Source organism: Bradyrhizobium sp. BR 10289, from assembly GCF_019455385.1.
GTDB lineage: Bacteria > Pseudomonadota > Alphaproteobacteria > Rhizobiales > Xanthobacteraceae > Bradyrhizobium.
Map to the genome: position 1 here is coordinate 1 of NZ_JACOFR010000015.1, position 24,113 is coordinate 24,113.

A 24,113-nucleotide genomic window follows, 5' to 3' on the forward strand; every position below is an offset into this window, starting at 1 on the left:
GGAAACCGAGCCCAGCGCGCGGGACATTGCCGCCATCATCGGCCAGATCAAGGCCCAAAAAATCCCGGCGGTATTTCTGGAAAATATCAGCGACGACCGGCTGATCCGGCGGATCGCGGCCGAGACCGGCGCCAAGGTCGGCGGGACCCTGATTTCGGACGGTTTGACCGGCGAAAAGGGGCCTGCACCCACTTACATTGACATGGTCAGGCACAATATAAAGGCCCTGACCAGCGCGCTTGAGCATTAGGGCAGGGGGCCACCCCGCCTCGCGTCGCGCGACCAGCCTACGTCCGGAGTTCTCATGTCTGAAGCGACCGCCTCCAAAATTCCCGTGACCGTCCTGACCGGCTATCTCGGTGCCGGCAAGACCACGCTGCTCAACCGCATCCTGTCGGAGAACCACGGCAAGAAATACGCCGTCATCGTCAACGAATTCGGCGAGATCGGCATCGACAACGACCTCATCATTGGCGCCGATGAGGAAGTGTTCGAGATGAACAACGGCTGCATCTGCTGCACCGTGCGCGGCGACCTCGTCCGCATCATGGACGGGCTGATGAAGCGTAAGGGCAAGTTCGACGCCATCATCGTCGAGACCACCGGCCTTGCCGATCCGGCTCCGGTCGCCCAGACCTTCTTCGTCGATGAGGACGTGCAGAAGAACGCGCGGCTCGACGCCGTCGTCACCGTTGCCGACGCCAAATGGCTGTCCGACCGGCTGAAGGACGCGCCCGAGGCCAAGAATCAGATCGCGTTTGCCGACGTCATCGTATTGAACAAGACCGATCTCGTGACGAAGCCGGAGCTCGCCGAGGTCGAGGCCCGCATCCGCGGCATCAACCCCTATGCGAAGCTCCACCGCACCGAGCGCTGCTCGGTGGCGCTGGCCGACGTGCTCGATCGCGGCGCGTTCGACCTCGACCGCATCCTCGACATCGAGCCGGATTTCCTCGAAGCCGGCGACGATCACGACCACGACCATGATCATCACCACCATCACGGCCACGACCATCATCACCATGATCACGGTCACGGCCTGAAGCACTATCACGACGAGGACATGCAGTCGCTGTCGCTCAAGACCGACAAGCCGCTCGATCCGAACGTGTTCATGCCATGGCTGCAGAACCTGGTGCAGGTCGAGGGCGGCAAGATCCTGCGCTCCAAGGGCATCCTCGCCTTCCACGACGACGACGACCGCTATGTCTTCCAGGGCGTCCACATGATGCTGGAGGGCGACCACCAGCGGAAGTGGAAGGAGGGCGAGAAGCGCGAGAGCCGCCTCGTCTTCATCGGCCGCGAATTGCCCGAGAAGGCTATTCGTGAGGGTTTCGAGAGCTGCATCGTCTCGTGATGAAAGAGTTCACGCCGGCGCCCGATTCCGCCTCGATCGTCTCCGTCACCGACCGCATCAAGCCTGTGACGCTTGGCATGGCGGTGACGTCGGTGCATTTCCTTGGGCCCCGCGCCGCCTTCGTCGGCGGCGAGGAGAACGTCGCGCTCGTCGATGACAAGGGCGAAGTCACCACCGTCCCCGTGCACAGCGGCGGCATTCTGTCGACCGCCAGTGACGGCAAGCGCCTCATCATGGGCGGTGATGACGGCAAGGTCGTCTCGCTCGACGCCAAGGGCGAGGTGACGCCGCTCGCCACCGATCCGAAGCGGCGCTGGATCGACGCGGTGGCGCTGCATCCCGACGGCGCCTTCGCCTGGTCGGCCGGCAAGGTTGCGACCGTCAGGAGCGGCAAGGCCGAGGAAAAATCGCTCGAGGTGCCCTCGACCGTCGGCGGGCTTGCGTTCGCGCCGAAAGGCCTGCGGCTCGCGATCGCGCATTACAACGGCGCGACGCTGTGGTTTCCCAACATGGAAGGCTCGGCCGAATTCCTGCCCTGGGCCGGCTCGCATCTCGGCGTCACCTTCAGCCCCGATAACAAGTTTCTGGTCACGAGCATGCACGAGGCCGCCCTGCACGGCTGGCGCCTCGCCGACAACAGGCATATGCGGATGACCGGCTATCCCGGCCGCGTCCGCTCGATGTCCTGGAGCGCGGGCGGCAAAGGGCTTGCGACATCAGGCGCCGACACCGTCATCATCTGGCCATTCGCCAGCAAGGACGGCCCGATGGGCAAGGAGCCAGCGATGCTGGCGCCGCTGCAGGCGCGGGTGTCGGTGGTCGCCTGCCATCCGAAGAACGACATCCTCGCCGCCGGTTACAGCGACGGCACCATCCTCATGGTGCGCATGGAGGACGGCGCCGAGATCCTGGTCCGCCGCAACGGCACACCGCCGGTCGCAGCGATCGCCTGGAACGCCAAGGGCACGCTGCTGGCGTTTTCCGATGAAGCGGGTGAGGCGGGGCTGCTGGAACTCTAGCGAACGAGTCGAGCCGGGGCATGTTCCCGTAGAGTTGCCGTGCGAACCTATCCGCATATCCGCCAATGGCTGGAAGCGAAACTCTTCTCGCGCGTCCGCTAAAAGCGCGACTAACTGGCTCATTGCCAAGATAGGCTAATCCCCCTAAGGTCGAGGTCACCAGCGAATACAACGAAAGCGATTTCGTATCGTTTGGGAGAAAATCTCCTGCCACGGAGATGACCGCCGGCAGACGCAGCACCGTAGCGCTTTTCGGCGAGGAGGCAGCCTTAGCTGCCGCTCCGATCTCCAGAACGGAGAACTCGAAATCTCAGGACAAGCGAACTCGCCTTGCGCGGGATCGCAATAACACGACGCGACCTATCGATTGGGAGAGGCGAAGTGGGACGGGCCTGGACGACGCGAGACGAAGTTCGCACGGAGCGCTTCGACGGCATCGAGCATCTGAAGAACCCGATCGGCAATTCCCAGATCGAAATCGTCCAACTCGGTCGAGGAATGCTTTCAGGCGAAATCCTGCACGGACAGATCAAGGACATCGCCTTCAGCCGCGGGCAGTTCTCCCTTGGGGTACGCGCCACCGGCGTATTCAGCCCGGCTAAGACGGTCGTTGGAATCCTTCTGGCCTGCTCCGGAGCATCGCGCAGCCTGGGCGCCCCCGTCTTGCCAGGGGACGTCCTCGTGCATCCGCCCGGAGCCGAGCATGACAGGCTCTACGAGGGCGCCGCACGCTTCGCAGGCGTGATGTGCGATCCCGCCGAGATTTTGAATCTGTTCGCGGCCGAGCAGCAGGTCTCGGATCGTGAGTTCTGGACCAAACGGCGGCACTTCCGCCTTTCGGATCGGCGCACGGGTGAGCTTGGAGCGTTGTTGGCCTTGCTGGCAGGCAGGCTGCACCACGGGGGCATCCCATCAGGCGCTGCCGCAGATTATTGGAAGCGCACAATCCTCGATGCCTTCGTCGGTCCCGTCGCGATGGAGCCCGGGGCGGGCAAGGAGAGGCCCATCCCTTCGTCGACGAGGATCGTGCACGACGCCGAACGGTACCTAAAAGAAAGTGGCAATCGAGCGGTCCACGTCTCTGAGATCTGCCGGCAGATCAAGGTGAGACGGCGAACCCTGTATCGCGCGTTCAACGAGGCCCTCGGGATCGGACCGATCGAGTTCCTCAGGACGAAGCGATTGTCGATGGTGCATGTCCGCCTGCGACAGGCAAGTCCCGCCGAGACCGGCGTCCTCGATATTGCCAGCGAGTTCGGCTTTCTGGAATTCGGTCGCTTCGCGCAGCAGTATCGGGCGCTGTTCGGCGAATATCCGAGCGAGACGCTGGGGCGCAACGCGTCCAGGAAACGGCCGGAGTCTCAAGCTGCGGTTCCATCCGATTTGGCACGTTTCGCATAACGCCGCGATCGATTCCGAGGCTAACCTGTTCCCGTTCGCTTTGCGTGACCAGGCGTCTCAGAACGCCAATTCGGCCCGGGAGGCCCTTCCGGAGGGAATTGGAAGCATGCGCGACACTGTTTGGACCACCGTCTCTCGTTCGATCTTGGCCTCGCTCCTCGCCGCATTTGGCCTCGTAACCGCTCCGACAGTCGCGGCGCGGGCGCCTGGGATGTGCCGGTCCTACGCGGGTCCCTCGCGTACCCAGGGCTTCTAGGATTATTGCCGGTAGCCCGGCGGCGGAATGTGGGGACGCCATCATGCTGCAGTCGGGCACCCATTTCAGCCAAAACGACGAACCATCGACGGGCGACATGATCTGGATTCCCGGCGGAACCTTCCGCATGGGGTCCGATCATCACTATCCGGAAGAGGCTCCCGCGCACCACGTCTCGGTCGACGGTTTTTGGATCGACCGCGCGCCGGTCACGAACCGCCAATTCAAGAATTTCGTCAACGCCACAGGTCACGTGACCACGGCTCAGATCGTGCCGGATCCCAAGGATTATCCCGGCGCGCTGCCCCGCATGCTCTACGCGGGCTCGCTCGTGTTCGCGCCGCCTTCGCGCCTCTCCGACATGCGTGACTGGAGCCAGTGGTGGACCTTCATGAAGGGCGCCAACTGGCGCCGCCCCTATGGCCCGAAGACGAACATCAAGGATCTGGACGATCATCCCGTGGTCCACGTCTCCTACGCTGATGCGCTCGCCTACGCGCTCTGGGCCGGCAAGGAGTTGCCGACCGAAGCCGAGTGGGAATTCGCCGCGCGCGGCGGCCTCGACCGCGAAGACTACGCCTGGGGCAACGCCTTCACGCCATCCGGCCGACACATGGCCAACACCTGGCAAGGGATCTTTCCGGTCGAGAACCGTTGCGAGGACGGCTTTGCGCGAACCTCGCCGGTGACCTCGTTCCCGCCGAACGGCTATGGCGTCTACGACATGATCGGCAACGTCTGGGAATGGACCTCCGACTGGTGGTCGACGAAGCACGAAGCTGACGCGTCGAAACCATGCTGCATCCCGCAAAATCCGAGAGGAGGTCCGGAGGCCGCGAGCTACGATCCGCATCAACCCGGCATCCGCATTCCGCGAAAGGTGCTGAAGGGCGGCTCGCATCTCTGCGCGCCGAACTATTGCCGCCGCTATCGCCCCGCCGCCCGACATGCCGAGCCGGTCGATACCTCGACAAGCCACGTCGGATTTCGCTGCGTGTCGCGGCGGCCATCGCATCTCTTCCGTCGTCATGAGGCTCCGCCTGCAATGTGAGGTCGTCGAAATGAGCAATGAAGCGAAGAAGCACGAAGCGCCTTCGAACAATCGCGCCATCGATCGCAGAAACCTTCTGCTGGGTACGTCGACAATAGTCGCGGCCGCAACGCTGACAACAAACACGCTGGCGCAGGTGCAAAAGGCCGCGCCTGCTACAGCACCGACCGCAGCGACGGCGAGCGGCCGCAAGCCCAATATCCTCGTCATTTTCGGCGATGACATCGGACAGGCCAACATCAGCGTCTATTCCTTCGGTCTGATGGGCTATCGCACCCCGAATATCGATCGCATCGCACGCGAAGGCATGATGTTCACCGACTACTACGCCGACCAGAGCTGTACGGCGGGAAGATCTTCCTTCATTACGGGCCAGGCGACGCTGCGAACCGGCCTGTCCAAGGTCGGAATCCCCGGTGCCACGATCGGCATTCAGGCGAAGGACGCAACCCTCGCGGAGTTGCTGAAGCCTTTAGGCTACGCGACCGGACAATTCGGAAAGAACCATCTCGGCGATCGCAACGAGTTCCTGCCGACGGTGCACGGCTTCGACGAGTTCTTCGGCAATCTCTATCACCTCAACGCGGAAGAGGAGCCTGAGCAGCGCACCTATCCGCGCGATCCACGTTTCCGCGAAACGCTCGGTCCTCGCGGCGTTTTGCGCTGCAGGGCGACGGACCGCGACGATCCGACCGAGCAGCCCCGTTGGGGCAGGGTCGGCAAGCAGACCATCGAGGATACCGGCCCACTAACGAAGAAGCGGATGGAGACGATCGATGATGAAACGTCGGCTGCCGCCATCGACTACATGCAACGGCAGGCGCGCGCGAAGCAGCCGTTCTTCTGCTGGTTCAACGCGACCCGGATGCACTTCCGCACGCATGTCCGCGACGAACACCGCAGCCCGCCCGGCCTGAACGCGAAGACCGAGTACGCCGATGGAATGGTCGAACACGATGCGATCGTCGGCACTCTGCTCAAGGCGCTGGACGATCTGGAAATCGCCGACAACACCATCGTCATTTACACGACAGACAATGGACCTCATGCGAACTCTTGGCCGGACGGCGCCACCACGCCATTCCGCAGCGAGAAGACCACGAATTGGGAAGGCGCCTATCGGGTGCCAGGCATGGTCCGCTGGCCGGGGCGAATTCAGCCGGGATCGGTGTCGAACGAGATATTCAGCTCTCTCGACTGGATCCCCACGCTGATGGCAGCCGCCGGCGAGCCGGACATAAAGAGCAAGCTGCTGTCCGGGTATCAGGCGGCCGGCAAGACTTTCAAGGTCCATCTCGACGGCTACAACCAGCTTCCCCACCTCACCGGCCAGCAGGAGGCCGGAGCGCGCAAGGAGTTCATCTACTTTAACGACGACGGCGATCTTGTCGCGGCGCGCTACGAAAACTGGAAGATGGTGTTCGAGGAACAGCGGTCGCCGGGCACCCTTCAGGTGTGGGCCGAGCCCTTCACCAAGCTGCGCATGCCGAAGCTGTACGATTTGCGTGCCGACCCGTACGAGAAGGCCGATGTCACATCGAACACCTACTACGACTGGCTGCTCTCGCAAGGCTACGTGGTCCTGGCGGCCCAGTCGGTGGTGAGCCAATTTCTTGCCTCGTTCAAGGATTTCCCGCCAAGTCAGCGCCCGCAGAGCTTCAGCGTCGACCAGATCGTCGCGAAGATGCAGCAGAGCTTCGACGGCGCGGCAGGCGGCCGTTGATGGAGCAGGAGGCTCCTGCACGGACAGGGGTGTCCGCCGAGACGGGGGCCGCTCCCCGCGAATCCCTGAACTGCAGGTTGAACGGGTGACCGCCGACTTGAAAAGGACGGATTGTATGATGGCTCAGAGAGTCGCATGAGCGGATACGATCTTCTAGCGTGGGTCGTGCTTGCGATCCTGCTGGCGGTCGTCGTCCTCGTCGTTTGGTTGATGGGGGCGATGCCGGGGAACGTAGCCAGGCGGCGTGGTCATCCCTGGGCCGACGCGGTGAGCGTGGCTGGCTGGATCACGCTGATCTTTGGCTTAGCGCTGTGGCCGATCGCGATGATCTGGGCCTATGTCGACGTGCCGGCGAAGCGCGCGGAGCGCCAGCCATGATGATCGCGCTCATGACGCTCTATCTTGCGCTGCTGTCTTCGCTGGTCTGGCTCGGTGCCATCAGCCTCAACGCGTTCTGGAAGGCCTCGCCCCTGATCGTGCTTCTGCTCCTTAACGTCGGCCTGTTCATCCCTATGGGGTGGGGCGCGCCACAGGGCAAGGCGCTGGTCTATCGCAACTCCGTCTCCATCGTTCCGGATGTCGCCGGCGAGGTGGTGGACGTGCCGGTCTCGCCCAACAAGCCGCTGAAGGAAGGCGACATCCTCTTCCGGATCGACCCGACTCCCTACGATGCGCAGGTGAAGGCGATTGAGGCGCAGCTCAAGCTGTCGAGCACGCGCCTGACCCAGATGACCTCGCTGTACGAACGGGACGCCGGCCGCAGCTTCGATGTCGAGCAGTGGCAGTCGGAAGTTGATCAGTTGAAAGCACAATTGCAGAGCGCGCAATGGAACCTGGACAAGACTGTTCTACGTGCCCCAGCCGACGGCTACGTGACGAACGTGGCGCTCCGGAAGGGCGCGCGCGTGGGAAACCTGTCAGTCTCGCCAGCGATGGCGTTTATCGATACCTCGGTGACCCATGTCGTTGTCGAAATCGACCAGATTGACGCGCGATACATCGCCCCCGGGCAGGAGGTGGAGGTCGCCTTCAAGTTCGCTCCGGGGCGGATCTTCAGCGGGAAGGTCGAAAGCATTCTTCAGGCGGTCGCGACAGGTCAGGCGCAGGTCTCGGGCCAGGCCGTCATGCCCAAGGGCATCGAGACCGTGCCGTTCGTCGTCCGCGTGGCTCTCGATGACGCTGCTGTCGCGAAGTCACTGCCGGCCGGCGCGACGGGAGCGGCCGCGGTCTTCACCGATCGCGTCGCCGCCAGTCACCTCATCCGGAGAGTGCTGCTGCGGCAGATCGCAATCCTCAACTACGTCGTTCCGTTCTGAATTGGAGGGCACCGTGAGAACAACGGCAACATTCGCGGCCGCGGCGACCCTCGGATGGGCGATCCTTCAGCTTCCTTCCCAAGCTTGGGCCGACGCCGGCGGCGTCGGCTTCTGGCTGCCGGGCATTTTCGGCAGCCTGGCCGCTGCGCCCACCGTGCCGGGTTGGGCTTACGCCTCGATCTATTTGCACCTGCAGGCCAATGCGGGGGCCACCAAGAATTTTGTGACGAGCAGCGGAGGTACCGGCTCCGTGGTTACCGGGCTGAACGCGCACGCCGATGCTCTTGCTCTGGGAATCACCTACGTCTCACCGACGCCCGTGCTTGGCGGACAGGCCGCGATCTCGTTGATCGCCGCGCCTGGCAATGTCGGCGTCGGAATTGACGCCACGCTGACCGGACCTGCCGGAAACGCTATTTCGGGAGGCAGAACCGACAATCGGACCACGCTCTCGGACGTGTTTTATCAAGGCACGCTGAAGTGGAATCAAGGCGTCCATAACGAGATGGTCTACATCACCAGCAACATCCCGAGCGGCACCTACGACCCGAACCGGCTCGCGAACCTCAATCTCGGCTTCGTGGCCTGGGATGTCGGCGGCGGCTACACCTATTTCGACCCGAAAACCGGGCACGAATTTTCCGCGGTTGCGGGCGTGACCTACAGTTTACCCAACCCATATCTGCAGTACCAGAACGGCATCGATTTCCACGTCGACTGGGCGGCTTCGCAGTTTCTGAATAAGAATTTCCAGGTCGGCGTTGCTGGCTATTTCTATCAGCAGCTCACCGATGACTCCGGACCGGGCGCCAAGCTGGGCGGCTTTCGCGGACGCGCGATCGGGATCGGCCCCCAGGTCGGCTTCATCATTCCGATGTCGGACGGCTACCAGGGATATCTCAACATTAAAGGCTACAAGGACGTCGAGGTCGATAACCGGGCTTCGACATGGAGCACCTGGGTGACCTTTGCCGTTTCCGCCGTACCTCCAGCGCCGTCAAGCAAACCGGAGCACCGCAGGTAACACGACTTCCATTCGGATCCCGCTGCCGGTGCACCGAGCAAGGCCATCTCGCCTATAGCCTTATGAGGCCGATGAGACCAGCAACGCTGGTCCTTGATCTTTGACGGTCGTCGCATTCCACCGTATGACGACGCCATGCGGTTCCTCACGACTTTCCAGCTTGCCGACTTCGCCGACACGCTGGTCAGCCTGTTCACGGCCTTCGTGCTGGGCACGCTGATCGGCGCCGAGCGGCAATATCGCCAGCGCACTGCGGGTCTGCGCACCAATGTGCTGGTCGCGGTCGGCGCCGCGGCGTTCGTCGATCTCGCGATGCATCTGGACGGCGCCGACGGCGCGGTGCGCGTGATCGCCTATGTCGTCTCCGGCATCGGCTTCCTGGGCGCCGGCGTCATCATGAAGCAGGGCATGGACGTCCGCGGCCTCAACACCGCGGCGACGTTGTGGTCCTCGGCCGCCGTGGGCTCTTGCGCCGGCGCCGACATGGTCGCGCAGGCGGCAGCGCTCACCGTGTTCGTCATCGCCGGCAACACCATGCTGCGCCCGCTGGTCAACGCCATCAACCGCATCCCGCTGAACGAGAAGGCGCTGGAGGCGACCTACTATTTCAAGCTGGCGGTCGCGACCGACGCGCTGCCCGACATGCGCGACCGTCTCGTCGATAAGCTCGAGGCCGCGAAATACCCGGTCGCCGATATCGAGGTCGCCGAGATCGGCGAGGACGTCATGGAGATCGCCGCCAAGCTGGTGGCGAGCGCGGTCGATCCGAACGAGCTGAACGCGGTGGCGACCGATCTCCAGCATATGCCGGGCGTCCGCCACGCCACCTGGGAAGTCAGCACGACTGAGTGATCCGGCTTCCGGCCCGCAAGCCTGCGGTTCCCCTCCGGCAAGGGAACTGCAACCGGACAAATTCGTTGATCCCCGGACAAAGGCGGTGATCGACATGCCCGGCCCAAACGACAAGCGCAACCTGAAGCTCGACCTCACAATCGCCTGTTCGCTGTTCGCAGCTGGCGTCGTGGTGTCCGTGATGTCGCTGGCGCAAATCCGCGCCGAGAGCAGGACCGAGCTGGCGCAGGCGACGCAGCCGCTTCAGGGCACGCCGTCCAACGATCAGGACAAGACGCCCGCCGAGGCAAAACCCGGCGGCGACCGGCCGACCACGCCGGCGCCCGAGCCCGCGCGCCCGGATCCGCAGACGCAGGGCGCGGCAGGAGCGGCCAAGCCCGCGCTGCCGCCGGCCCCGGCCGAGAAGATCGCGCCGCCGATCAAGGACAAGCAGTAGACAGCACTCGCCTTTTAGCCCCAGGCGCGCAGTGGCCCGCCATTGCGCTGTCTACTGTGCATGGGGTTGTTTTCGCTTTTTGGCAGCGCGCCCCTTAGCGCACCAGAACGTTCTTGAACTGCCAGGGATCGCTGGTGTCGATGTCCTCCGGGAACAGGCCCGGACGATCCGTCAGCGGGGTCCAGTCGGTGTAGAAACCCTTCACCGGGCCGAGATACGGCAGCTGGATTTCCAGCAGGCGATCGAAATCCATCTCGTCGGCTTCGACGATGCCTTCGTTCGGGTTCTCCAGCGCCCACACCATGCCGCCGAGCACGGCGGAGGTCACTTGCAGGGCGGTGGCGTTCTGGTAGGGGGCGAGTGCGCGGGTCTCTTCGATCGAGAGCTGCGAGCCGTACCAGTACGCATTCTTGTCATGGCCGAACAAGAGCACGCCGAGCTCGTCGATGCCGTCGACGATCTCGTCCTCTTCGAGGATGTGGTGCTTCTCCTGCATCTTCCCGGCGCGGCCGAACAGCTCGTGCAGCGACAGCACGGCGTCGTCGGCCGGATGATAGGCGTAGTGGCAGGTCGGCCGGTAGATCGCCTTGCCCGAGGCGTCGCGCACTGTGAAATAATCGGCGATCGAGATCGACTCGTTGTGGGTGACGAGGAAGCCGTATTGCGCGCCGCGGGTCGGGCACCAGGTGCGCACGCGCGTGTTGGCCCCGGGCTGCATCAGATAGATCGCAGCGCCGCAGCCGGCTTCGTGGCTATGCGCATTCTCGGGCATCCACTTCTCATGGGTGCCCCAGCCAAGCTCCGACGGCTGCATGCCTTCCGACAGGAAACCCTCCACCGACCAAGTGTTGACGAAAACGTCAGGCTCCTTCGGCTTCTTGGCGCGCTGGGTGTCGCGCTCGGCGATGTGGATGCCCTTGATGCCGGCCTGCCGCATCAGGTCGGCCCATTCGGCCTTCGTCTTCGGCTTGGGGGCATTGAGCTTCAGATCGGCGGCGACGTTGAGCAGCGCCTGCTTGACGAAGAACGAGACCATGCCTGGATTGGCGCCGCAGCACGAGACAGCCGTGGTCGAGCCCGCCGGGCGCGCCCGCTTGGCGGCCAGCGTCACTTCGCGGAGCGCGTAGTTGGAGCGTGCTTCCGGACCCTTCGAGGCATCGAAATAGAAGCCGAGCCAGGGCTCGTTGACGGTGTCGATATAGAGCGCGCCGAGCTCGTTGCAGAGCTCCATGATGTCGGTCGAGCCGGTGTCGACGGAGAGATTGACGCAAAAGCCCTGGCCGCCGCCCTCGGTCAGCAGCGGGGTCAGCAATTCGCGATAATTGTCTTTGGTCACGGCCTTCTGGATGAAGCGGACGTTCTGCTTCTCGCAATGCGCCTTGCGGCCCTCGTCCTTGGGATCGATCACGGTGACGCGCGACTTGTCGTAATCGAGGTGCCGCTCGATCAGCGGCAAGGTGCCTTTGCCGATGGAGCCGAAGCCGACCATGACGATGGGACCGGTGATCTTCGCGTAGATCTGCGAGGGAGGGCTCATGGATGGTTTCTCCGGAACGTGCTGGCGGACCATTGTTAGGGGTATCAGGCGCTGCGGCGCTTGTCAGAGGCTGCGGCGCTTCGCGGTGACTTCGATCTCGACCTTCATCTCGGGCTTGGCGAGGGCTGAGACGACCAGCAAGGTCGCCGCCGGCCGGATGTCGCCGAGAACCTCGCCGCAGACGGCGAAGTGGGCATCGATGAAGCTGGCGTCGGTGACGTAGTAGGTCGCACGGACGATGTCGGCCATCTCGAATCCGCCCTCCTTCAGGGCGGCTGCGATGGTCTTGAAGCAGTTGCGTGACTGGCTCGTGACATCATCAGGCATCGTCATCGTCGCGTAGTCATAGCCGGTGGTTCCCGCGACGAAGCAGAAATCGCCGTCGACCACGGCGCGGCTGTAGCCGACGCTCTTCTCGAGGGGGGAGCCGGTGGAGATCAGGCGACGGGACATGGGTTCGGCCTCGACTGAAAGGGGGAATTTCGTGGGTTAAAGGGCGTTTCCGGGTGCGGTGCAACCCCAAAGCAAATGCCGCAGCCGACCGTCGCCGCAAGGCGCGGCTTCGGTCGTCGCGGTCATGACGAAGTCTTAGGCCGCGTGCGCCTGGAGGGGACGAACTACCCTCCGTTTGGAAAGAGCCGCGCCGGTCGGAACGATCATCCCCTCGGCGCCGTCCAGTGCGCCGGCCTGGAATTCGACCGCCAGCAGGCGGTCGCGTTCGAACGGGCCGGGCAGCATCAGTGCGCCGGTCTTCTCGGCCGTGAAGCCGAAGCGGGCGTAATAGGGCGCATCGCCGAGCAGGATCACGGATTCATGCCCGCGCGCCCGGGCGGCGGCCAGCGCTTGTTGCATCAGCGCGGCGCCGATCCCGAGCTCGCGGCAGGCAGGGTCGACCGCCAATGGTCCGAGGACCAGAGCGGGCCTGCCTCCGGCGCTGACGTGCCACAGCCGCACGGTTCCCACGAGTGTCCCCTCGCGCACAGCCGACAGCGCAAGGCCTGCGGCAGGTGCGCGTCCGTCGCGCAGGCGCTGGCAGGTGCGGTCATGGCGGTTCTCGCCAAAACAGGCATCCAGCAGCGCTTCACGGGCGGCGACGTCGGATGCACGTTCCGCACGGATCACGAACGGAACGGCATGCGAAGTGAGGGCGACTTGTGGCTTCCGAAAAGCAGTCATGGCGCGTCAGTCCCCGCTTGACCCGGCGTGCGCGCAGCGCGCCGGTTCAAGGCGTCGTCAGAAATCGGAGATGTGAGGAAGGAGCCGGCAAGCCGGCTCCCGGGTTCGTCAGGCCTCGAAAGAGAGGCGGATCAGATGTGGTAGGTCTTCAGCGGCGGGATGCCGTTGAAGGCCACCGACGAGTAGGTCGACGTATAGGCCCCGGTGCCCTCGATCAGCAGCTTGTCGCCGATCTCCAGCGTGACGGGAAGCGGATACGGGGTCTTCTCGTACAGCACGTCGGCGCTGTCGCAGGTCGGGCCGGCGAGCACGCACGGGGTCATGTCCGCGCCGTCATGGGCGGTGCGGATGGCGTAACGGATCGACTCGTCCATGGTCTCGGCGAGACCGCCGAACTTGCCGATGTCAAGGTACACCCAGCGCACCTCGTCCTCGTCGCTCTTCTTCGAGATGAGCACGACCTCGGATTCGATGATGCCGGCGTTGCCCACCATGCCGCGGCCCGGCTCGATGATGGTCTCCGGAATCTGGTTGCCGAAGTGCTTGCGCAGCGCGCGGAAGATCGAGCGGCCGTAGGTGACGACCGGCGGCACGTCCTTCAGGTACTTGGTCGGGAAGCCGCCGCCCATGTTGACCATGGTCAGGTTGATGCCGCGCTCGGCGCAGTCGCGGAACACCTGCGAGGCCATCGCCAGCGCACGGTCCCACGCCTTCACCTTGCGCTGCTGCGAGCCGACATGGAAGGAGATGCCGCACGGCTCCAGGCCCAGACGCTTGGCGGCGTCGAGCACCTCGACGGCCATTTCCGGGTCGCAGCCGAACTTGCGCGACAGCGGCCACTCGGCGCCGGCGCAGTCATAGAGGATACGGCAGAACACCTTCGCGCCGGGAGCGGCACGGGCGACCTTCTCGACCTCGGGGACGCAGTCCACGGCGAACAGCCGGATGCCGAGCGCGAAGGCGCGCGCGATGTCGCGCTCCTTCTTGATCGTGTTACCGAAGGAGATGCGGTCGGGCGTCGCGCCAGCGGCCAGCGCCATCTCGATCTCGGCGACCGTCGCGGTGTCGAAGCAGGAGCCCATGGAGGCCAGCAGCGACAGCACTTCCGGCGCCGGGTTCGCCTTGACGGCATAGAACACGCGGCTGTCGGGCAGCGCCTTGGCGAAGGTCTGGTAATTGTCGCGCACGACTTCGAGGTCGACGACGAGGCACGGCTCGGTGTCGAGACCCTCCTTGCGGCGGTTGCGCAGGAATTCCTGGATGCGTTCGGTCATGGCACTCTCCAACGGTCCCAGCGACGGGATCCGCATCAACATGACGTCGGATAAGAGTGCTCCGGCCACATCGCGCGATGGAGGCGCGCTGAAGCCAAAAGACTCAAACCAGACTGTGCTGCCGTGGATTGGTTGGGAGAGTTTCCCGCCCGCTCACCTGGCAATGAAGGACAAGCCTTTTCAGTAGCCCGCGCCGGCGGTGGAATGCCGGTAGAGACCAAAAAAGCCCGATCCGTCGTTGCTTTAAGTCGCGTCCCCCGTTGAGAGCGGGGTGCGCCGGTTCGCCTCCGGCTGCCAGTCACGGTTGCAAAGAGCGAAGTCACCTTCGACAAGGCATCTCTTTGAGAGAGATGCTGGACGCTCCGGGTTTACGTTCGTCGTCCGGCTATGAGCCTTCCGATTTCCGCACTTCCGAAGAGCCCCTCGGCTTCTTCACCCCTTGGCGGCTGTCCGGCCTCTTGTCCGGATACCTACCGACTGACACACGACCACAGGCACGTGCGAAATTGGGCAAGAGCGCACATAAGGCTTTTGACTCTGCTTCGCAAGAATTTTTTTAGGCTGAGAACAGAATTGCCTAACATCTGCTTGCGCAGTGTTGCGCGAGCGACGCGGAAGATGAACGCGCGTTAAGTTTTCTGCGTCGTGCGCGCGTCAGCCGCGCTTCGTGAAAGGCTCGACGCGCTGCGCGGCGCGGATGAACGCGGTCATCACGAGCACGCCGAGTGCGAACAGAACGGCCTGAAGGATGTGCGTGCCCTGGTCGCCGAGCCCGAACAGGATCGCGAGCGCCCAGCCGCCGGCGAAGGCCGCGCCGAACACCTCGGCGCCGATCAGGATCGCGGCGCTGATGACGGTGATGACGCTGGGCCAGGCGATCTGGCGGGATGACGAGGAAGGCGCGTTCATGAGGCTCAGGGGTCCTGTCTTCGAGGGCCGCAATCTCTCCGAAAAGCCGGGCGGGAGCAAGGCCAAATGGCCCAAAAAAGCCCCATCGCGTGCTATAGCTGGCCGCAACAAATCAGGCTCAAAAACGAGACGCGCGATGTCAGACCCCCGCCAAACTACGGACTCCGAGACCAATCCGCTGCTGAAGGCCTGGGTGACGCCGTTCGCGACCCCGCCCTTCGACGAGATCAGGCCGGAGCACTTCCTGCCGGCCTTCGAGCAGGCCTTCGCCGATCACTCCGCCGAGATCGCGGCGATCACCAACGATCCCGCCGCGGCCGACTTCGCCAACACCATCACGGCGCTTGAGAGATCCGGCAAGCTGCTGAACAAGGTCGCCGCGGTGTTCTACGACCTCGTCTCGGCGCATTCCAACCCGGCCATCCTGGAGATCGACAAGGAGGTCTCGTTGCGGATGGCACGGCACTGGAACCCGATCATGATGAACGCCGTGCTGTTTGGCCGCATCGCCCAGCTGCACGAGAATCGCGCGGCGCTCGGTCTTTCGCCTGAGCAGCTCCGCCTGCTCGAGCGCACCTATACCCGCTTCCACCGCTCCGGCGCCGGCCTCTCGGAAGAGGCCAAGAAACGGATGGCCGAGATCAACGAAAAGCTCGCCCAGCTCGGCACGAGCTTCAGCCACCATCTGCTCGGCGACGAGCAGGAATGGTTCATGGAGCTGGGGGAGGCCGATCGCCAGGGCCTGCCGGAAAGCTTCGTCGCCGCCGCCAAGGCTGCGGCAGAAGAGCGCGGCATGGCGGGCAAGGCCATCGTGACGCTGTCGCGCTCCTCGGTCGAGCCATTCCTGAAGAGCTCGGCGCGGCGTGACCTGCGCGAGAAGGTCTACAAGGCCTTCACCGCGCGCGGCGACAACGGCAATGGCAACGACAACAACGCGACCATCGTCGAGATCCTGAAGCTGCGCGAGGAGAGCGCTCAACTGCTGGGCTATCCGACCTTCGCTGCCTATCGGCTCGAGGATTCCATGGCCAAGACGCCGGACGCGGTGCGCGGCCTGCTGGAGCGGGTCTGGAAGCCGGCCCGCGCCCGCGCGCTCGCCGACCGCGACGAGATGCAGGCGCTGATCACGGAAGAGGGCGGCAATTTCAAGCTCGCGCCGTGGGACTGGCGCTTCTACGCCGAGAAGCTCCGCCTCCAGCGCGCCAATTTCGACGATGCCGCGATCAAGCCGTATCTGACGCTCGACCACATGATCGCCGCCGCCTTCGACTGCGCCACCCGGCTGTTCGGCATCACCTTCGAAGAGCGCACGGACGTCCCGGCCTGGCACCCGGACGTCCGAGTCTGGGAGGTCAAGGGCCCTGACGGCAAGCACAAGGCGCTGTTCTACGGCGACTACCACGCCCGGCCGTCAAAGCGCTCCGGCGCCTGGATGACCTCGCTGCGCGATCAGCAAAAACTGGATGGGGAGGTCGCGCCGCTGATCATCAATGTCTGCAACTTCGCCAAGGGGGCGAATGGCGAGCCCTCGCTGCTGTCGCCCGACGATGCCCGCACGCTGTTCCACGAGTTCGGCCACGGTCTCCACGGCATGCTCTCCAACGTGACCTATCCCTCGCTGTCGGGCACCTCCGTGTTCACCGATTTCGTCGAGCTGCCCTCGCAGCTCTACGAGCACTGGCAGGAGCGGCCCGAAGTGCTGCAGCAGTTCGCCCGCCACTACCAGACCGGCGAGCCGCTGCCGGACGACCTGCTCAAGCGCTTTCTCGCCGCGCGAAAGTTCAACCAGGGCTTTGCCACCGTCGAGTTCGTGTCGTCGGCGCTGATCGATCTCGAATTCCACACCCAGCCGGCTGCGGCCGCGCAGGATGTTCGCGCCTTCGAGAAGAAGGAGTTGGAGAAGATCGGCATGCCCGAGGAGATCTCGCTGCGTCACCGGCCCACCCAGTTCGGCCACATCTTCTCCGGCGACCATTATGCCGCGGGCTATTACAGCTACATGTGGTCGGAGGTGATGGACGCCGACGCCTTCGGCGCCTTCGAGGAAGCCGGCAACATCTTCGACCCCGCCGTGGCAAAACGCCTGCACGACGACATCTACTCGACCGGCGGCTCGGTCGATCCGGAAGCGGCCTATGAAGCCTTCCGCGGCCGCCCGCCCGAGCCCGACGCGCTGCTCCGCCGTCGCGGCCTGCTCGACGACGCCAAGGCCGCCTGATGGGCACGCGTGCCCTGTTCGGCCTGCTGCTCGCCGCCGCGATGATGTTCGCGGCGGGGGCGGCAAGCGCGCATCCTCATGTCTGGATCACGGCGACCAGCGAATTGCTCTACGCCGAGGACGGCAGCATCACCGGCGTGCGCCATGCCTGGACCTTCGACGACATGTTCTCGGCCTATGCGGTGCAGGGGCTCGAGAGCAAGAAGAAGGGGACCTATACGCGCGAGGAGCTGGTCCCACTGGCGCAGACCAATGTCGAATCCCTGAAGGAATATGCCTACTTCACCTTCGCGCGAGCCGACGGGAAGAAGGAACGCTTCCAGGAGCCGATCGACTATTTCCTCGACTACAAGGATACGGTGCTGACGCTGCACTTCACGCTGCCGCTGAAGAACCCCGTCAAGCCGAAGCAATTGGTGCTCGAGGTGTTCGACCGTTCCTTCTTCATCGACTTCCAGATGGCCAAGGACAATCCGGTCAAGCTGGTCGGTGCGCCTGCCGGCTGCCAGATGAAGCTCGATCGTCCCAGCGACGGCACGGCGACCGCGCAGAAGCTCAACGAGCAGACCTTCCTGGACGGCCCCAACGCCAATTTCGGCATGATGTTCGCCAACAAGATCACGGTGGATTGCCCTTGAAGCCGCATCTCTCGCCTCTCGCGCGCGGGCTCATCGTCTGCGCCGCTGTTCTCCTCCTTGCCGGCGTGGCTGATGCCGCACTCCATGATGTCTTTGCGCAGAATCCGTTCGGTGCGCCTAAGTCGGCACAGCCGGCCGAGCCCGAGGCCAGTGGCTTGATTGGCTGGCTGCTCGCAAAACAGTCGGAATTCTATCGTCAGATGTCTTCGACCATTCGCGCCGCCAAGTCCGACGGCTCGGCGGTGTGGACGCTGCTCTTCATCTCCTTTGCCTACGGCATCTTCCACGCCGCGGGGCCCGGCCACGGCAAGGCGGTGATCGCCTCTTATCTCGTCGCCAACCGCGAGACCGCGCGTCGCGGCATCGCGCTGTCGTTTGCCTCCGCGCTGATGCAGTCGCTGGTGGCGATCCTGATCGTCGGCATCTCGGCCTGGATCCTGAATGCGACCGCGAAAACCATGTGCAAGGCGGAAGGGGTGATCGAGATCGCAAGCTACGCCCTGATCGCGCTGTTTGGCCTGCGTCTCGTCTGGGTCAAGGGCCGTACCTTCCTCCGCGCGCTCCAGGCGGCACAGCCGGTGCCGGCCATGGCGGGCGTGCCGCATAACCATCATGATCACGGCCATCACCATCATGATGCGCATGATCATCACGACCACGATCACCATCATCACGACCATGGGCACGCCCATCACCACCATGCGCACGATCATGTCCATGACGAGCATTGCGGCCATTCCCACGGGCCCACGCCGAGCGAGCTCGCGGGGCCCGGCGGCTGGCGGCGCGGCTTTGCGGCGATCCTGACCGTCGGCATCCGGCCCTGCTCGGGGGCGATCCTGGTGCTGGTGTTCGCTCTCGCCCAGGGTCTGTTCTGGGCTGGCATCGCCGCGACCTTCCTGATGGGATTGGGCACCGCGATCACGGTCGCGGTCATCGCAGTGATCGCCGTCTCCGCCAAGGACATCGCCGCCCGCCTCAGCGCCGGGCGCGACGGCGGCGGTGCGCTGTTCATGCGCGGCATCGAGTTCGGCGCCGCCGCCCTCGTGCTGCTGTTCGGCGCCGGACTGTTGTTCGGCTATATTGCGGCCGAACGGACGACGTGTTTTTGAGCGAACGACGATCAATCCATCACCGTCACCCTGAGGTGCTCGCCTTGCAACGCAAGCCGAGCACCTCAGGATGACGGATTGAGAGGGGCCGCCCGCCTTACACCGGCAGAAACCTCTTCAACATCGGCATGAAGAAGATGCCGAGATTGATCGCAAAGCCGATGCTCCAGAGGATCGAGCGCAGCGTCGGGCGGTTGCCGAGATAGGTGAGCACGTAGGCGACCCGCACGATCAGGAACAGCGCGGCGAGCTCGTCGATCAGGCGTTGCGGCGAGTCCCTGAATTCGGCGAGCAGCACCGCGAAGGCGAAGAACGGGAAGGTCTCGATGCCGTTCTGGTGGGCGCCCAGAGCGCGCTGGGCGATGGCGTCCTGGTAGAAAGCGGGATCGCGCGGGCGTGAATTGTCGAATCCGCGAAACCTGATCCATTTGATCGCGACGATCGTAAACAAGTAAAGCAGCAGCGTTCCAAGAACGCACCATTCCGCGAGTGTCATCCGCCCCTCCCGCTTGGGTGCGACCCTAGCGATTCCGGCCTGATCTTGACAAGTTCGGACCAACGCGCGACCCACAGAGCCATGACCAACGTCGTCCCCATCGAGACCGCCAAACCGGCCGCCCAATCCGCCCCGAAGCGCGCCGGCGTGCTGCTGGTCAATCTCGGCACGCCCGATACGGCCGATGCGCCGGGCGTGCGGGTCTACCTCAAGGAGTTCCTGTCGGACGCCCGCGTCATCGAGGACCAGGGCCTGATCTGGAAACTGGTTCTCAACGGCATCATCCTGCGTACCCGGCCCCGGACCAAGGCCCGCGATTATCTGAAGATCTGGAACACCGAGAAGAACGAGTCGCCGCTGAAGACCATCACGCGCTCGCAGAGCGACAAGCTCGCGGCCGCGCTGTCCGACAGCGCGCATGTCGTCGTCGACTGGGCGATGCGCTATGGCAATCCCTCGATCAAATCAGGCATCGACGCGCTGATCGCGAAAGGCTGCGACCGCATCCTCGCCGTCCCGCTCTATCCGCAATATTCCGCCTCGACCTCGGCGACCGTCTGTGACGAAGTGTTTCGGGTGCTCGCCACCTTGCGCAACCAGCCGACGCTGCGGGTGACGCCGCCTTACTACGAGGACGAAGCCTATATCGAGGCGCTCGCCGTTTCGATCGAGACGCACCTGGCCACGTTGCCGTTCAAGCCTGAGCTGATCGTCGCGTCCTTCCACGGCATGCCAAAATCCTATGTCGACAAGGGCGATCCCTATCAGAGCCACTGCATCGCCACGACGGAAGCGCTGCGCCGCCGGCTCGGCATGGACGAGACAAAGCTGCTGCTGACCTTCCAGTCGCGCTTCGGCAATGACGAGTGGCTGCAGCCCTACACCGACAAGACCATGGAGCGGCTCGCCAAAGAAGGCGTGCGCCGGATCGCGGTGGTGACGCCGGGCTTTTCCGCCGACTGTCTCGAGACATTGGAGGAGATCGCGCAGGAGAACGCCGAGATCTTCAAGCACAGTGGCGGAGAAGAGTTTTCCGCGATCCCCTGCCTCAACGACAGCGACCCCGGCATGGACGTGATCCGCACCCTTGTGCTGCGCGAGCTTCAGGGCTGGATCTGATGGTGTCTCCCATGAACCGCCGCGACTGTCTGGCGCTTCTTGGGACGATCGCCGCGCTGCCGGCTCCCGTACTGGCGCAGCAGCCAGTGCGGCGGCTCGGCGTGCTCTCGGTGATCGCCGACGAGGTGATCGGGCAGGCCCGCCTCGCCGAGGCGCTTGCCGCCGATGACTGGAAGGAGCAGCTCAAGATCGACTGGCGCAGTGGCGCCGGCGACCGGGCGCGGATCGCCGGGTTCGCCGACGAGCTGATCGCGCTCAAGCCCGACGTCCTGCTCGCGATCGGCACGCCCTCGGTCGAGGAGTTGTGCCAGCGCACCAATACGATCCCGATCGTGTTCGCCGTCGTCACCGATCCCGTCAGCCAGGGTTTTGTCAAAAACCTCGCCCATCCCGGCGGCAACCTCACCGGCTTCACCGATTATGACGGACCGCTCGCCGGCAAATGGCTGGAGATGCTGGCGCAGGTCACGCCAAAACTGTCCCGCGTGCTCGTCGTCTACAATCCCGCCACGGCGCCGTTCGCGCCCCTGATGCTGCGCACGATCGAGGACGCCGCGCGTACCCTTCACGTGACGGTCGAGCCCGCGCCGGTCGATGACATCGCCTCCATCGCGGCGCTGGCCTCGCGCAGGGATGGTGGCGTCCTGGTCCTGCCTGACTTCTTCACCATGGCCAACCGCGCGCAACTGCTTGCGGCGATCGGCGAGGCGCGCGTGCCCGCGGTGTTCTGGAGCCGGCTCTTCGTCGAAGAGGGCGGGCTGATGTCCTACAGCACCGACAGCGCCGAGCAGCTTCGCCGTGCCGCGAGCTACATCGATCGCATCCTGAAGGGCGCGAAGGCCGCCGACCTGCCGGTGCAGAACCCCACCAAGTTCGAGCTCGCGGTCAACCTCAAGACGGCCAAGGCGCTTGGCGTCACGCTGTCTCCCGGCCTGCTCGCCATCGCGAACGACGTCATCGAATAGCGTTGCAATTTCTTAACGTTTGCCGGTAGGTCTGCGCCGCGCGCTTTCAAGAGCCCGTCGCAAATACATATCTCAGCCGTTCCCTCCCGCTGTGTCTTGTGCAGAATCGCGTCGATACCGACGTGAATTGCGACCGCTGAACCGGTAGGGTCGTGATCCCGACCAATGACAGCGCCGGAAAGGGCCTTTCCCGGCTTCTTTCCCGCCTTGGAGGAGCTATGAGCGGTTTCGACATTTTCGCGATTGTTCTCGTCTTGCTCGTCATCGTCACGCTGGTTGCCGGCGTGAAGACGGTGCCGCAGGGCTATGACTGGACCATCGAACGTTTCGGCAAATACACCCAGACGCTGAGCCCCGGGCTCAATTTGATTGTGCCCTATTTCGATCGCGTCGGGCGCAAGATCAACATGATGGAGCAGGTGATCGACATTCCCGAGCAGGAGGTCATCACCAAGGACAACGCCACCGTGACGGTGGACGGCGTCGCCTTCTACCAGGTGTTCGACGCCGCGAAGGCGAGCTACGAGGTCGCCAATCTCAACCAGGCGATCACCGTGCTGACCATGACCAACATCCGCTCGGTGATGGGCTCGATGGATCTCGACCAGGTGCTGTCGCATCGCGACGAGATCAACGAGCGGCTCTTGCGCGTCGTCGATGCTGCGGTCTCGCCCTGGGGCGTCAAGGTCAACCGCATCGAGATCAAGGACATCGTGCCGCCGGCCGACCTCGTCGAAGCCATGGGCCGGCAGATGAAGGCCGAGCGCGTCAAGCGCGCCGACATTCTCGCCGCAGAAGGCCAGCGCCAGTCGGAGATCCTGCGGGCCGAGGGCGCTAAGCAGGGCCAGATCCTGCAGGCGGAAGGCCGCCGCGAGGCCGCCTTCCGCGACGCCGAGGCGCGCGAGCGTCTGGCCGAAGCCGAGGCCAAGGCGACGCAGGCCGTCTCCGAAGCCATTGCCAAGGGCGACGTCGCCGCGCTGAACTATTTTATCGCCGACAAATATATCAAGGCATTCGGCCAGTTCGCGGATGCGCCGAACCAGAAGATCATCATGCTGCCGATGGAGGCCACCTCCATGCTCGGCTCGCTCGCCGGTATCGGTGAGATCGCGAAGGCGACATTCGGTGAGAGTGCAGCGTCCGCGGCTGCCGCCGCGCGCCGCACTGGCTCGGTGCCGCCGTCAGGTCCGACGCCACCGACACCGCCGGCGGTGCCGTGACGGCATCATTGAGAGAGGTCGTGTCATGACCGACATGTTCGTATCGCTCGGTAACTGGAACTGGCTTATCTTCGGCTTCATCCTGATGGCGCTGGAGGTGCTGGCGCCGGGCGTGTTCCTGTTCTGGCTTGGGCTTGCTGCGCTGCTCGTCGGCCTGGTCTCGTTCGGGCTGGTCGTGTCCTGGCAGATCCAGCTCGTGATGTTCGCGATCTTCGCCGCCGCCGCCGTGCCGGTGTGGCGCCGCCTCGCCCGGCCGAAGAGCGATGCCGGCGCCAGCCCCTTCCTCAACAAGCGCACCGAGGCGCTGCTCGGCCGCGAGTTCACGCTGGAGAAGCCGATCATCGACGGCAGCGGCACGGTGCGCATCGGCGACACGGTCTGGCGTGTGGCCGGGCCCGATACGCCGGCCGGGACGCGGGTGAAGGTGGTGCGGGTCGATGGCGCGAATCTGACTGTGGCGGCGGCGTAACGACTCTTCCCCTCTCCGAGACGGGTGAGGGGTTCTCTCCGCGAGCACATCTCTCACTTGAGTTCGTGGAGAGAACCCCTCATCCGGCGCTTCGCGCCACCTTCTCCCACAAGGGGAGAAGGAAGAAATAGTGCGCGATTGCTTCTTCAGGCTACCTCTTCCACCTCTCGGCAAACCGGTGCAGCGGCATCACCATCTCGCACAGCTCCCGCCCGAGCGTCGTCAGCCCGTAACCCCCGCCGTCGCCCAGCTCCACGAACCCCGCCTCGCGCAGCTCCGTCAGCCGCGCCTGCAACACCGTCGGCGAGGCCTCGTCGCAGGCCGTGCGCAGGGCGCGCGAGGTGAGGGGCGCCTCGCGCAACTCCCATAAGATCCGCAAGGCCCAGCGGCGGCCGAGCAGGTCGAGCAGCGCCATGATCGGCCGTCCGCTGCGTGAGCCGCGGACGCTGCGTGTCTGGCCGGCCTGTTTCGCCATCGAAATCCCTCTTGCGTGGTGCTACAGATAATGTAGCATATTGCTACGATTATTGTAGCGACGGAGACGG

Annotated in this window: 26 protein-coding genes; 19 read left to right on the top strand and 7 right to left on the bottom strand. The window is 64.3% G+C overall.

What is annotated here, in order from left to right; translation table 11 throughout:
• From HYH08_RS22960 to HYH08_RS23010, 11 genes are all read left to right on the top strand, one after another.
• Positions 1-250, top strand: a 250-nt coding sequence (locus HYH08_RS22960) for a metal ABC transporter solute-binding protein, Zn/Mn family (protein ID WP_220012102.1), incomplete at its 5' end; no start/stop codon positions are given.
• Positions 251-304: 54 nt separating this feature from the next.
• On the top strand, positions 305-1,357 hold the full coding sequence (locus HYH08_RS22965; protein WP_220012103.1) for a CobW family GTP-binding protein: 1,053 nt from the start codon (positions 305-307) through the stop codon (positions 1,355-1,357).
• A complete protein-coding gene (locus tag HYH08_RS22970; RefSeq protein WP_220012104.1) occupies positions 1,357-2,376 on the top strand; it encodes a WD40 repeat domain-containing protein in 1,020 nt (339 codons plus the stop codon). Before HYH08_RS22965 ends, HYH08_RS22970 begins: the two co-directional genes overlap by 1 nt.
• Positions 2,377-2,757: 381 nt before the next feature.
• Entirely contained in the window at positions 2,758-3,777 is a 1,020-nt protein-coding gene (locus HYH08_RS22975; RefSeq protein ID WP_220012105.1) for a helix-turn-helix domain-containing protein, read from the top strand.
• Positions 3,778-4,076: 299 nt separating this feature from the next.
• Positions 4,077-5,084, top strand: a complete 1,008-nt coding sequence (locus HYH08_RS22980; protein ID WP_228748015.1) for a formylglycine-generating enzyme family protein — start codon at positions 4,077-4,079, stop codon at positions 5,082-5,084.
• A gap of 10 nt (positions 5,085-5,094) precedes the next feature.
• Positions 5,095-6,807, top strand: a complete 1,713-nt coding sequence (locus HYH08_RS22985) for an arylsulfatase (RefSeq protein ID WP_220012106.1) — start codon at positions 5,095-5,097, stop codon at positions 6,805-6,807.
• 135 nt (positions 6,808-6,942) lie between these two features.
• Complete coding sequence (locus HYH08_RS22990) at positions 6,943-7,185, top strand: DUF3302 domain-containing protein (protein WP_220012107.1); 243 nt, start codon at positions 6,943-6,945, stop codon at positions 7,183-7,185.
• Entirely contained in the window at positions 7,182-8,123 is a 942-nt protein-coding gene (locus HYH08_RS22995) for an HlyD family secretion protein (protein ID WP_220012108.1), read from the top strand. The genes HYH08_RS22990 and HYH08_RS22995 overlap by 4 nt, the downstream gene beginning before the upstream one ends.
• A gap of 1 nt (position 8,124) precedes the next feature.
• A complete protein-coding gene (locus HYH08_RS23000; protein WP_228748016.1) occupies positions 8,125-9,147 on the top strand; it encodes a SphA family protein in 1,023 nt (340 codons plus the stop codon).
• Positions 9,148-9,282: 135 nt separating this feature from the next.
• Positions 9,283-9,999, top strand: coding sequence for an MgtC/SapB family protein (locus HYH08_RS23005; RefSeq protein WP_220012109.1), 717 nt, complete (start codon positions 9,283-9,285; stop codon positions 9,997-9,999).
• Between the two features lie 94 nt (positions 10,000-10,093).
• Entirely contained in the window at positions 10,094-10,435 is a 342-nt protein-coding gene (locus HYH08_RS23010) for a hypothetical protein (RefSeq protein ID WP_220012110.1), read from the top strand.
• Positions 10,436-10,529: 94 nt separating this feature from the next.
• Here the strand turns inward: HYH08_RS23010 and HYH08_RS23015 are convergent, their stop codons facing one another.
• The 4 genes from HYH08_RS23015 to HYH08_RS23030 all read right to left on the bottom strand — a co-directional run bounded on the left by HYH08_RS23015 (position 10,530) and on the right by HYH08_RS23030 (position 14,422).
• Positions 10,530-11,972 (bottom strand): homospermidine synthase, encoded by a 1,443-nt coding sequence (locus HYH08_RS23015; RefSeq protein WP_220012111.1) that lies wholly within the window; start codon positions 11,970-11,972, stop codon positions 10,530-10,532.
• Between the two features lie 63 nt (positions 11,973-12,035).
• On the bottom strand, positions 12,036-12,425 hold the full coding sequence (locus HYH08_RS23020; protein ID WP_220012112.1) for a RidA family protein: 390 nt from the start codon (positions 12,423-12,425) through the stop codon (positions 12,036-12,038).
• Between the two features lie 135 nt (positions 12,426-12,560).
• Entirely contained in the window at positions 12,561-13,148 is a 588-nt protein-coding gene (locus HYH08_RS23025; protein WP_220012113.1) for a GNAT family N-acetyltransferase, read from the bottom strand.
• 131 nt (positions 13,149-13,279) lie between these two features.
• On the bottom strand, positions 13,280-14,422 hold the full coding sequence (locus HYH08_RS23030) for a type III PLP-dependent enzyme (protein ID WP_220012114.1): 1,143 nt from the start codon (positions 14,420-14,422) through the stop codon (positions 13,280-13,282).
• On the opposite strand from HYH08_RS23030, the gene HYH08_RS23035 reads away from it, so the two are divergent.
• A complete protein-coding gene (locus HYH08_RS23035; protein ID WP_220012115.1) occupies positions 14,421-14,609 on the top strand; it encodes a hypothetical protein in 189 nt (62 codons plus the stop codon). The two genes, HYH08_RS23030 and HYH08_RS23035, sit on opposite strands and share 2 nt — an antisense overlap.
• Before the next feature lie 467 nt (positions 14,610-15,076).
• On the opposite strand, the gene HYH08_RS23040 is transcribed toward HYH08_RS23035, so the two are convergent.
• Entirely contained in the window at positions 15,077-15,331 is a 255-nt protein-coding gene (locus HYH08_RS23040) for a hypothetical protein (RefSeq protein WP_220012116.1), read from the bottom strand.
• A gap of 136 nt (positions 15,332-15,467) precedes the next feature.
• Here HYH08_RS23040 and HYH08_RS23045 point away from each other — a divergent pair, with 136 nt between their 5' ends.
• Genes HYH08_RS23045 through HYH08_RS23055 form a run of 3 tightly spaced genes read left to right on the top strand, consistent with a single transcriptional unit; the run spans position 15,468 to position 19,299 of the window.
• Positions 15,468-17,549 (top strand): M3 family metallopeptidase, encoded by a 2,082-nt coding sequence (locus tag HYH08_RS23045; protein ID WP_220012117.1) that lies wholly within the window; start codon positions 15,468-15,470, stop codon positions 17,547-17,549.
• On the top strand, positions 17,549-18,187 hold the full coding sequence (locus tag HYH08_RS23050; RefSeq protein WP_220012118.1) for a DUF1007 family protein: 639 nt from the start codon (positions 17,549-17,551) through the stop codon (positions 18,185-18,187). Before HYH08_RS23045 ends, HYH08_RS23050 begins: the two co-directional genes overlap by 1 nt.
• Complete coding sequence (locus HYH08_RS23055; protein WP_220012119.1) at positions 18,184-19,299, top strand: nickel/cobalt transporter; 1,116 nt, start codon at positions 18,184-18,186, stop codon at positions 19,297-19,299. The genes HYH08_RS23050 and HYH08_RS23055 overlap by 4 nt, the downstream gene beginning before the upstream one ends.
• A gap of 97 nt (positions 19,300-19,396) precedes the next feature.
• Here HYH08_RS23055 and HYH08_RS23060 read toward each other — a convergent pair whose 3' ends face one another.
• A complete protein-coding gene (locus tag HYH08_RS23060) occupies positions 19,397-19,795 on the bottom strand; it encodes an MAPEG family protein (protein WP_220012120.1) in 399 nt (132 codons plus the stop codon).
• A gap of 81 nt (positions 19,796-19,876) precedes the next feature.
• Here HYH08_RS23060 and hemH point away from each other — a divergent pair, with 81 nt between their 5' ends.
• The 4 genes from hemH to HYH08_RS23080 all read left to right on the top strand — a co-directional run bounded on the left by hemH (position 19,877) and on the right by HYH08_RS23080 (position 23,568).
• Positions 19,877-20,914 (top strand): ferrochelatase, encoded by a 1,038-nt coding sequence (gene hemH, locus HYH08_RS23065; protein WP_220012121.1) that lies wholly within the window; start codon positions 19,877-19,879, stop codon positions 20,912-20,914.
• Positions 20,915-20,925: 11 nt separating this feature from the next.
• Positions 20,926-21,879, top strand: a complete 954-nt coding sequence (locus HYH08_RS23070) for an ABC transporter substrate-binding protein (protein WP_220012122.1) — start codon at positions 20,926-20,928, stop codon at positions 21,877-21,879.
• A 218-nt stretch (positions 21,880-22,097) separates the two neighbouring features.
• A complete protein-coding gene (locus HYH08_RS23075) occupies positions 22,098-23,099 on the top strand; it encodes an SPFH domain-containing protein (protein WP_220012123.1) in 1,002 nt (333 codons plus the stop codon).
• A gap of 25 nt (positions 23,100-23,124) precedes the next feature.
• A complete protein-coding gene (locus HYH08_RS23080) occupies positions 23,125-23,568 on the top strand; it encodes an NfeD family protein (RefSeq protein ID WP_220012124.1) in 444 nt (147 codons plus the stop codon).
• A gap of 151 nt (positions 23,569-23,719) precedes the next feature.
• On the opposite strand, the gene HYH08_RS23085 is transcribed toward HYH08_RS23080, so the two are convergent.
• Positions 23,720-24,043 (bottom strand): winged helix-turn-helix transcriptional regulator, encoded by a 324-nt coding sequence (locus tag HYH08_RS23085; protein ID WP_220012125.1) that lies wholly within the window; start codon positions 24,041-24,043, stop codon positions 23,720-23,722.
• Positions 24,044-24,113: the final 70 nt, after the last annotated feature.

What these genes read in the sequence shown, in the direction of transcription:
- HYH08_RS22965 (WP_220012103.1), top strand. Translation starts at nt 305, where the DNA reads ATGTCTGAAGCGACCGCCTCCAAAATTCCCGTGACCGTCCTGACCGGC.
- HYH08_RS22970 (WP_220012104.1), top strand. Translation starts at nt 1,357, where the DNA reads ATGAAAGAGTTCACGCCGGCGCCCGATTCCGCCTCGATCGTCTCCGTC.
- HYH08_RS22980 (WP_228748015.1), top strand. Translation starts at nt 4,077, where the DNA reads ATGCTGCAGTCGGGCACCCATTTCAGCCAAAACGACGAACCATCGACG.
- HYH08_RS22985 (WP_220012106.1), top strand. Translation starts at nt 5,095, where the DNA reads ATGAGCAATGAAGCGAAGAAGCACGAAGCGCCTTCGAACAATCGCGCC.
- HYH08_RS22990 (WP_220012107.1), top strand. Translation starts at nt 6,943, where the DNA reads ATGAGCGGATACGATCTTCTAGCGTGGGTCGTGCTTGCGATCCTGCTG.
- HYH08_RS22995 (WP_220012108.1), top strand. Translation starts at nt 7,182, where the DNA reads ATGATGATCGCGCTCATGACGCTCTATCTTGCGCTGCTGTCTTCGCTG.
- HYH08_RS23005 (WP_220012109.1), top strand. Translation starts at nt 9,283, where the DNA reads ATGCGGTTCCTCACGACTTTCCAGCTTGCCGACTTCGCCGACACGCTG.
- HYH08_RS23010 (WP_220012110.1), top strand. Translation starts at nt 10,094, where the DNA reads ATGCCCGGCCCAAACGACAAGCGCAACCTGAAGCTCGACCTCACAATC.
- HYH08_RS23015 (WP_220012111.1), bottom strand. Translation starts at nt 11,972, where the DNA reads ATGAGCCCTCCCTCGCAGATCTACGCGAAGATCACCGGTCCCATCGTC.
- HYH08_RS23020 (WP_220012112.1), bottom strand. Translation starts at nt 12,425, where the DNA reads ATGTCCCGTCGCCTGATCTCCACCGGCTCCCCCCTCGAGAAGAGCGTC.
- HYH08_RS23025 (WP_220012113.1), bottom strand. Translation starts at nt 13,148, where the DNA reads ATGACTGCTTTTCGGAAGCCACAAGTCGCCCTCACTTCGCATGCCGTT.
- HYH08_RS23035 (WP_220012115.1), top strand. Translation starts at nt 14,421, where the DNA reads ATGGCACTCTCCAACGGTCCCAGCGACGGGATCCGCATCAACATGACG.
- HYH08_RS23030 (WP_220012114.1), bottom strand. Translation starts at nt 14,422, where the DNA reads ATGACCGAACGCATCCAGGAATTCCTGCGCAACCGCCGCAAGGAGGGT.
- HYH08_RS23040 (WP_220012116.1), bottom strand. Translation starts at nt 15,331, where the DNA reads ATGAACGCGCCTTCCTCGTCATCCCGCCAGATCGCCTGGCCCAGCGTC.
- HYH08_RS23045 (WP_220012117.1), top strand. Translation starts at nt 15,468, where the DNA reads ATGTCAGACCCCCGCCAAACTACGGACTCCGAGACCAATCCGCTGCTG.
- HYH08_RS23050 (WP_220012118.1), top strand. Translation starts at nt 17,549, where the DNA reads ATGGGCACGCGTGCCCTGTTCGGCCTGCTGCTCGCCGCCGCGATGATG.
- HYH08_RS23060 (WP_220012120.1), bottom strand. Translation starts at nt 19,795, where the DNA reads ATGACACTCGCGGAATGGTGCGTTCTTGGAACGCTGCTGCTTTACTTG.
- hemH (WP_220012121.1), top strand. Translation starts at nt 19,877, where the DNA reads ATGACCAACGTCGTCCCCATCGAGACCGCCAAACCGGCCGCCCAATCC.
- HYH08_RS23070 (WP_220012122.1), top strand. Translation starts at nt 20,926, where the DNA reads ATGAACCGCCGCGACTGTCTGGCGCTTCTTGGGACGATCGCCGCGCTG.
- HYH08_RS23075 (WP_220012123.1), top strand. Translation starts at nt 22,098, where the DNA reads ATGAGCGGTTTCGACATTTTCGCGATTGTTCTCGTCTTGCTCGTCATC.
- HYH08_RS23080 (WP_220012124.1), top strand. Translation starts at nt 23,125, where the DNA reads ATGACCGACATGTTCGTATCGCTCGGTAACTGGAACTGGCTTATCTTC.
- HYH08_RS23085 (WP_220012125.1), bottom strand. Translation starts at nt 24,043, where the DNA reads ATGGCGAAACAGGCCGGCCAGACACGCAGCGTCCGCGGCTCACGCAGC.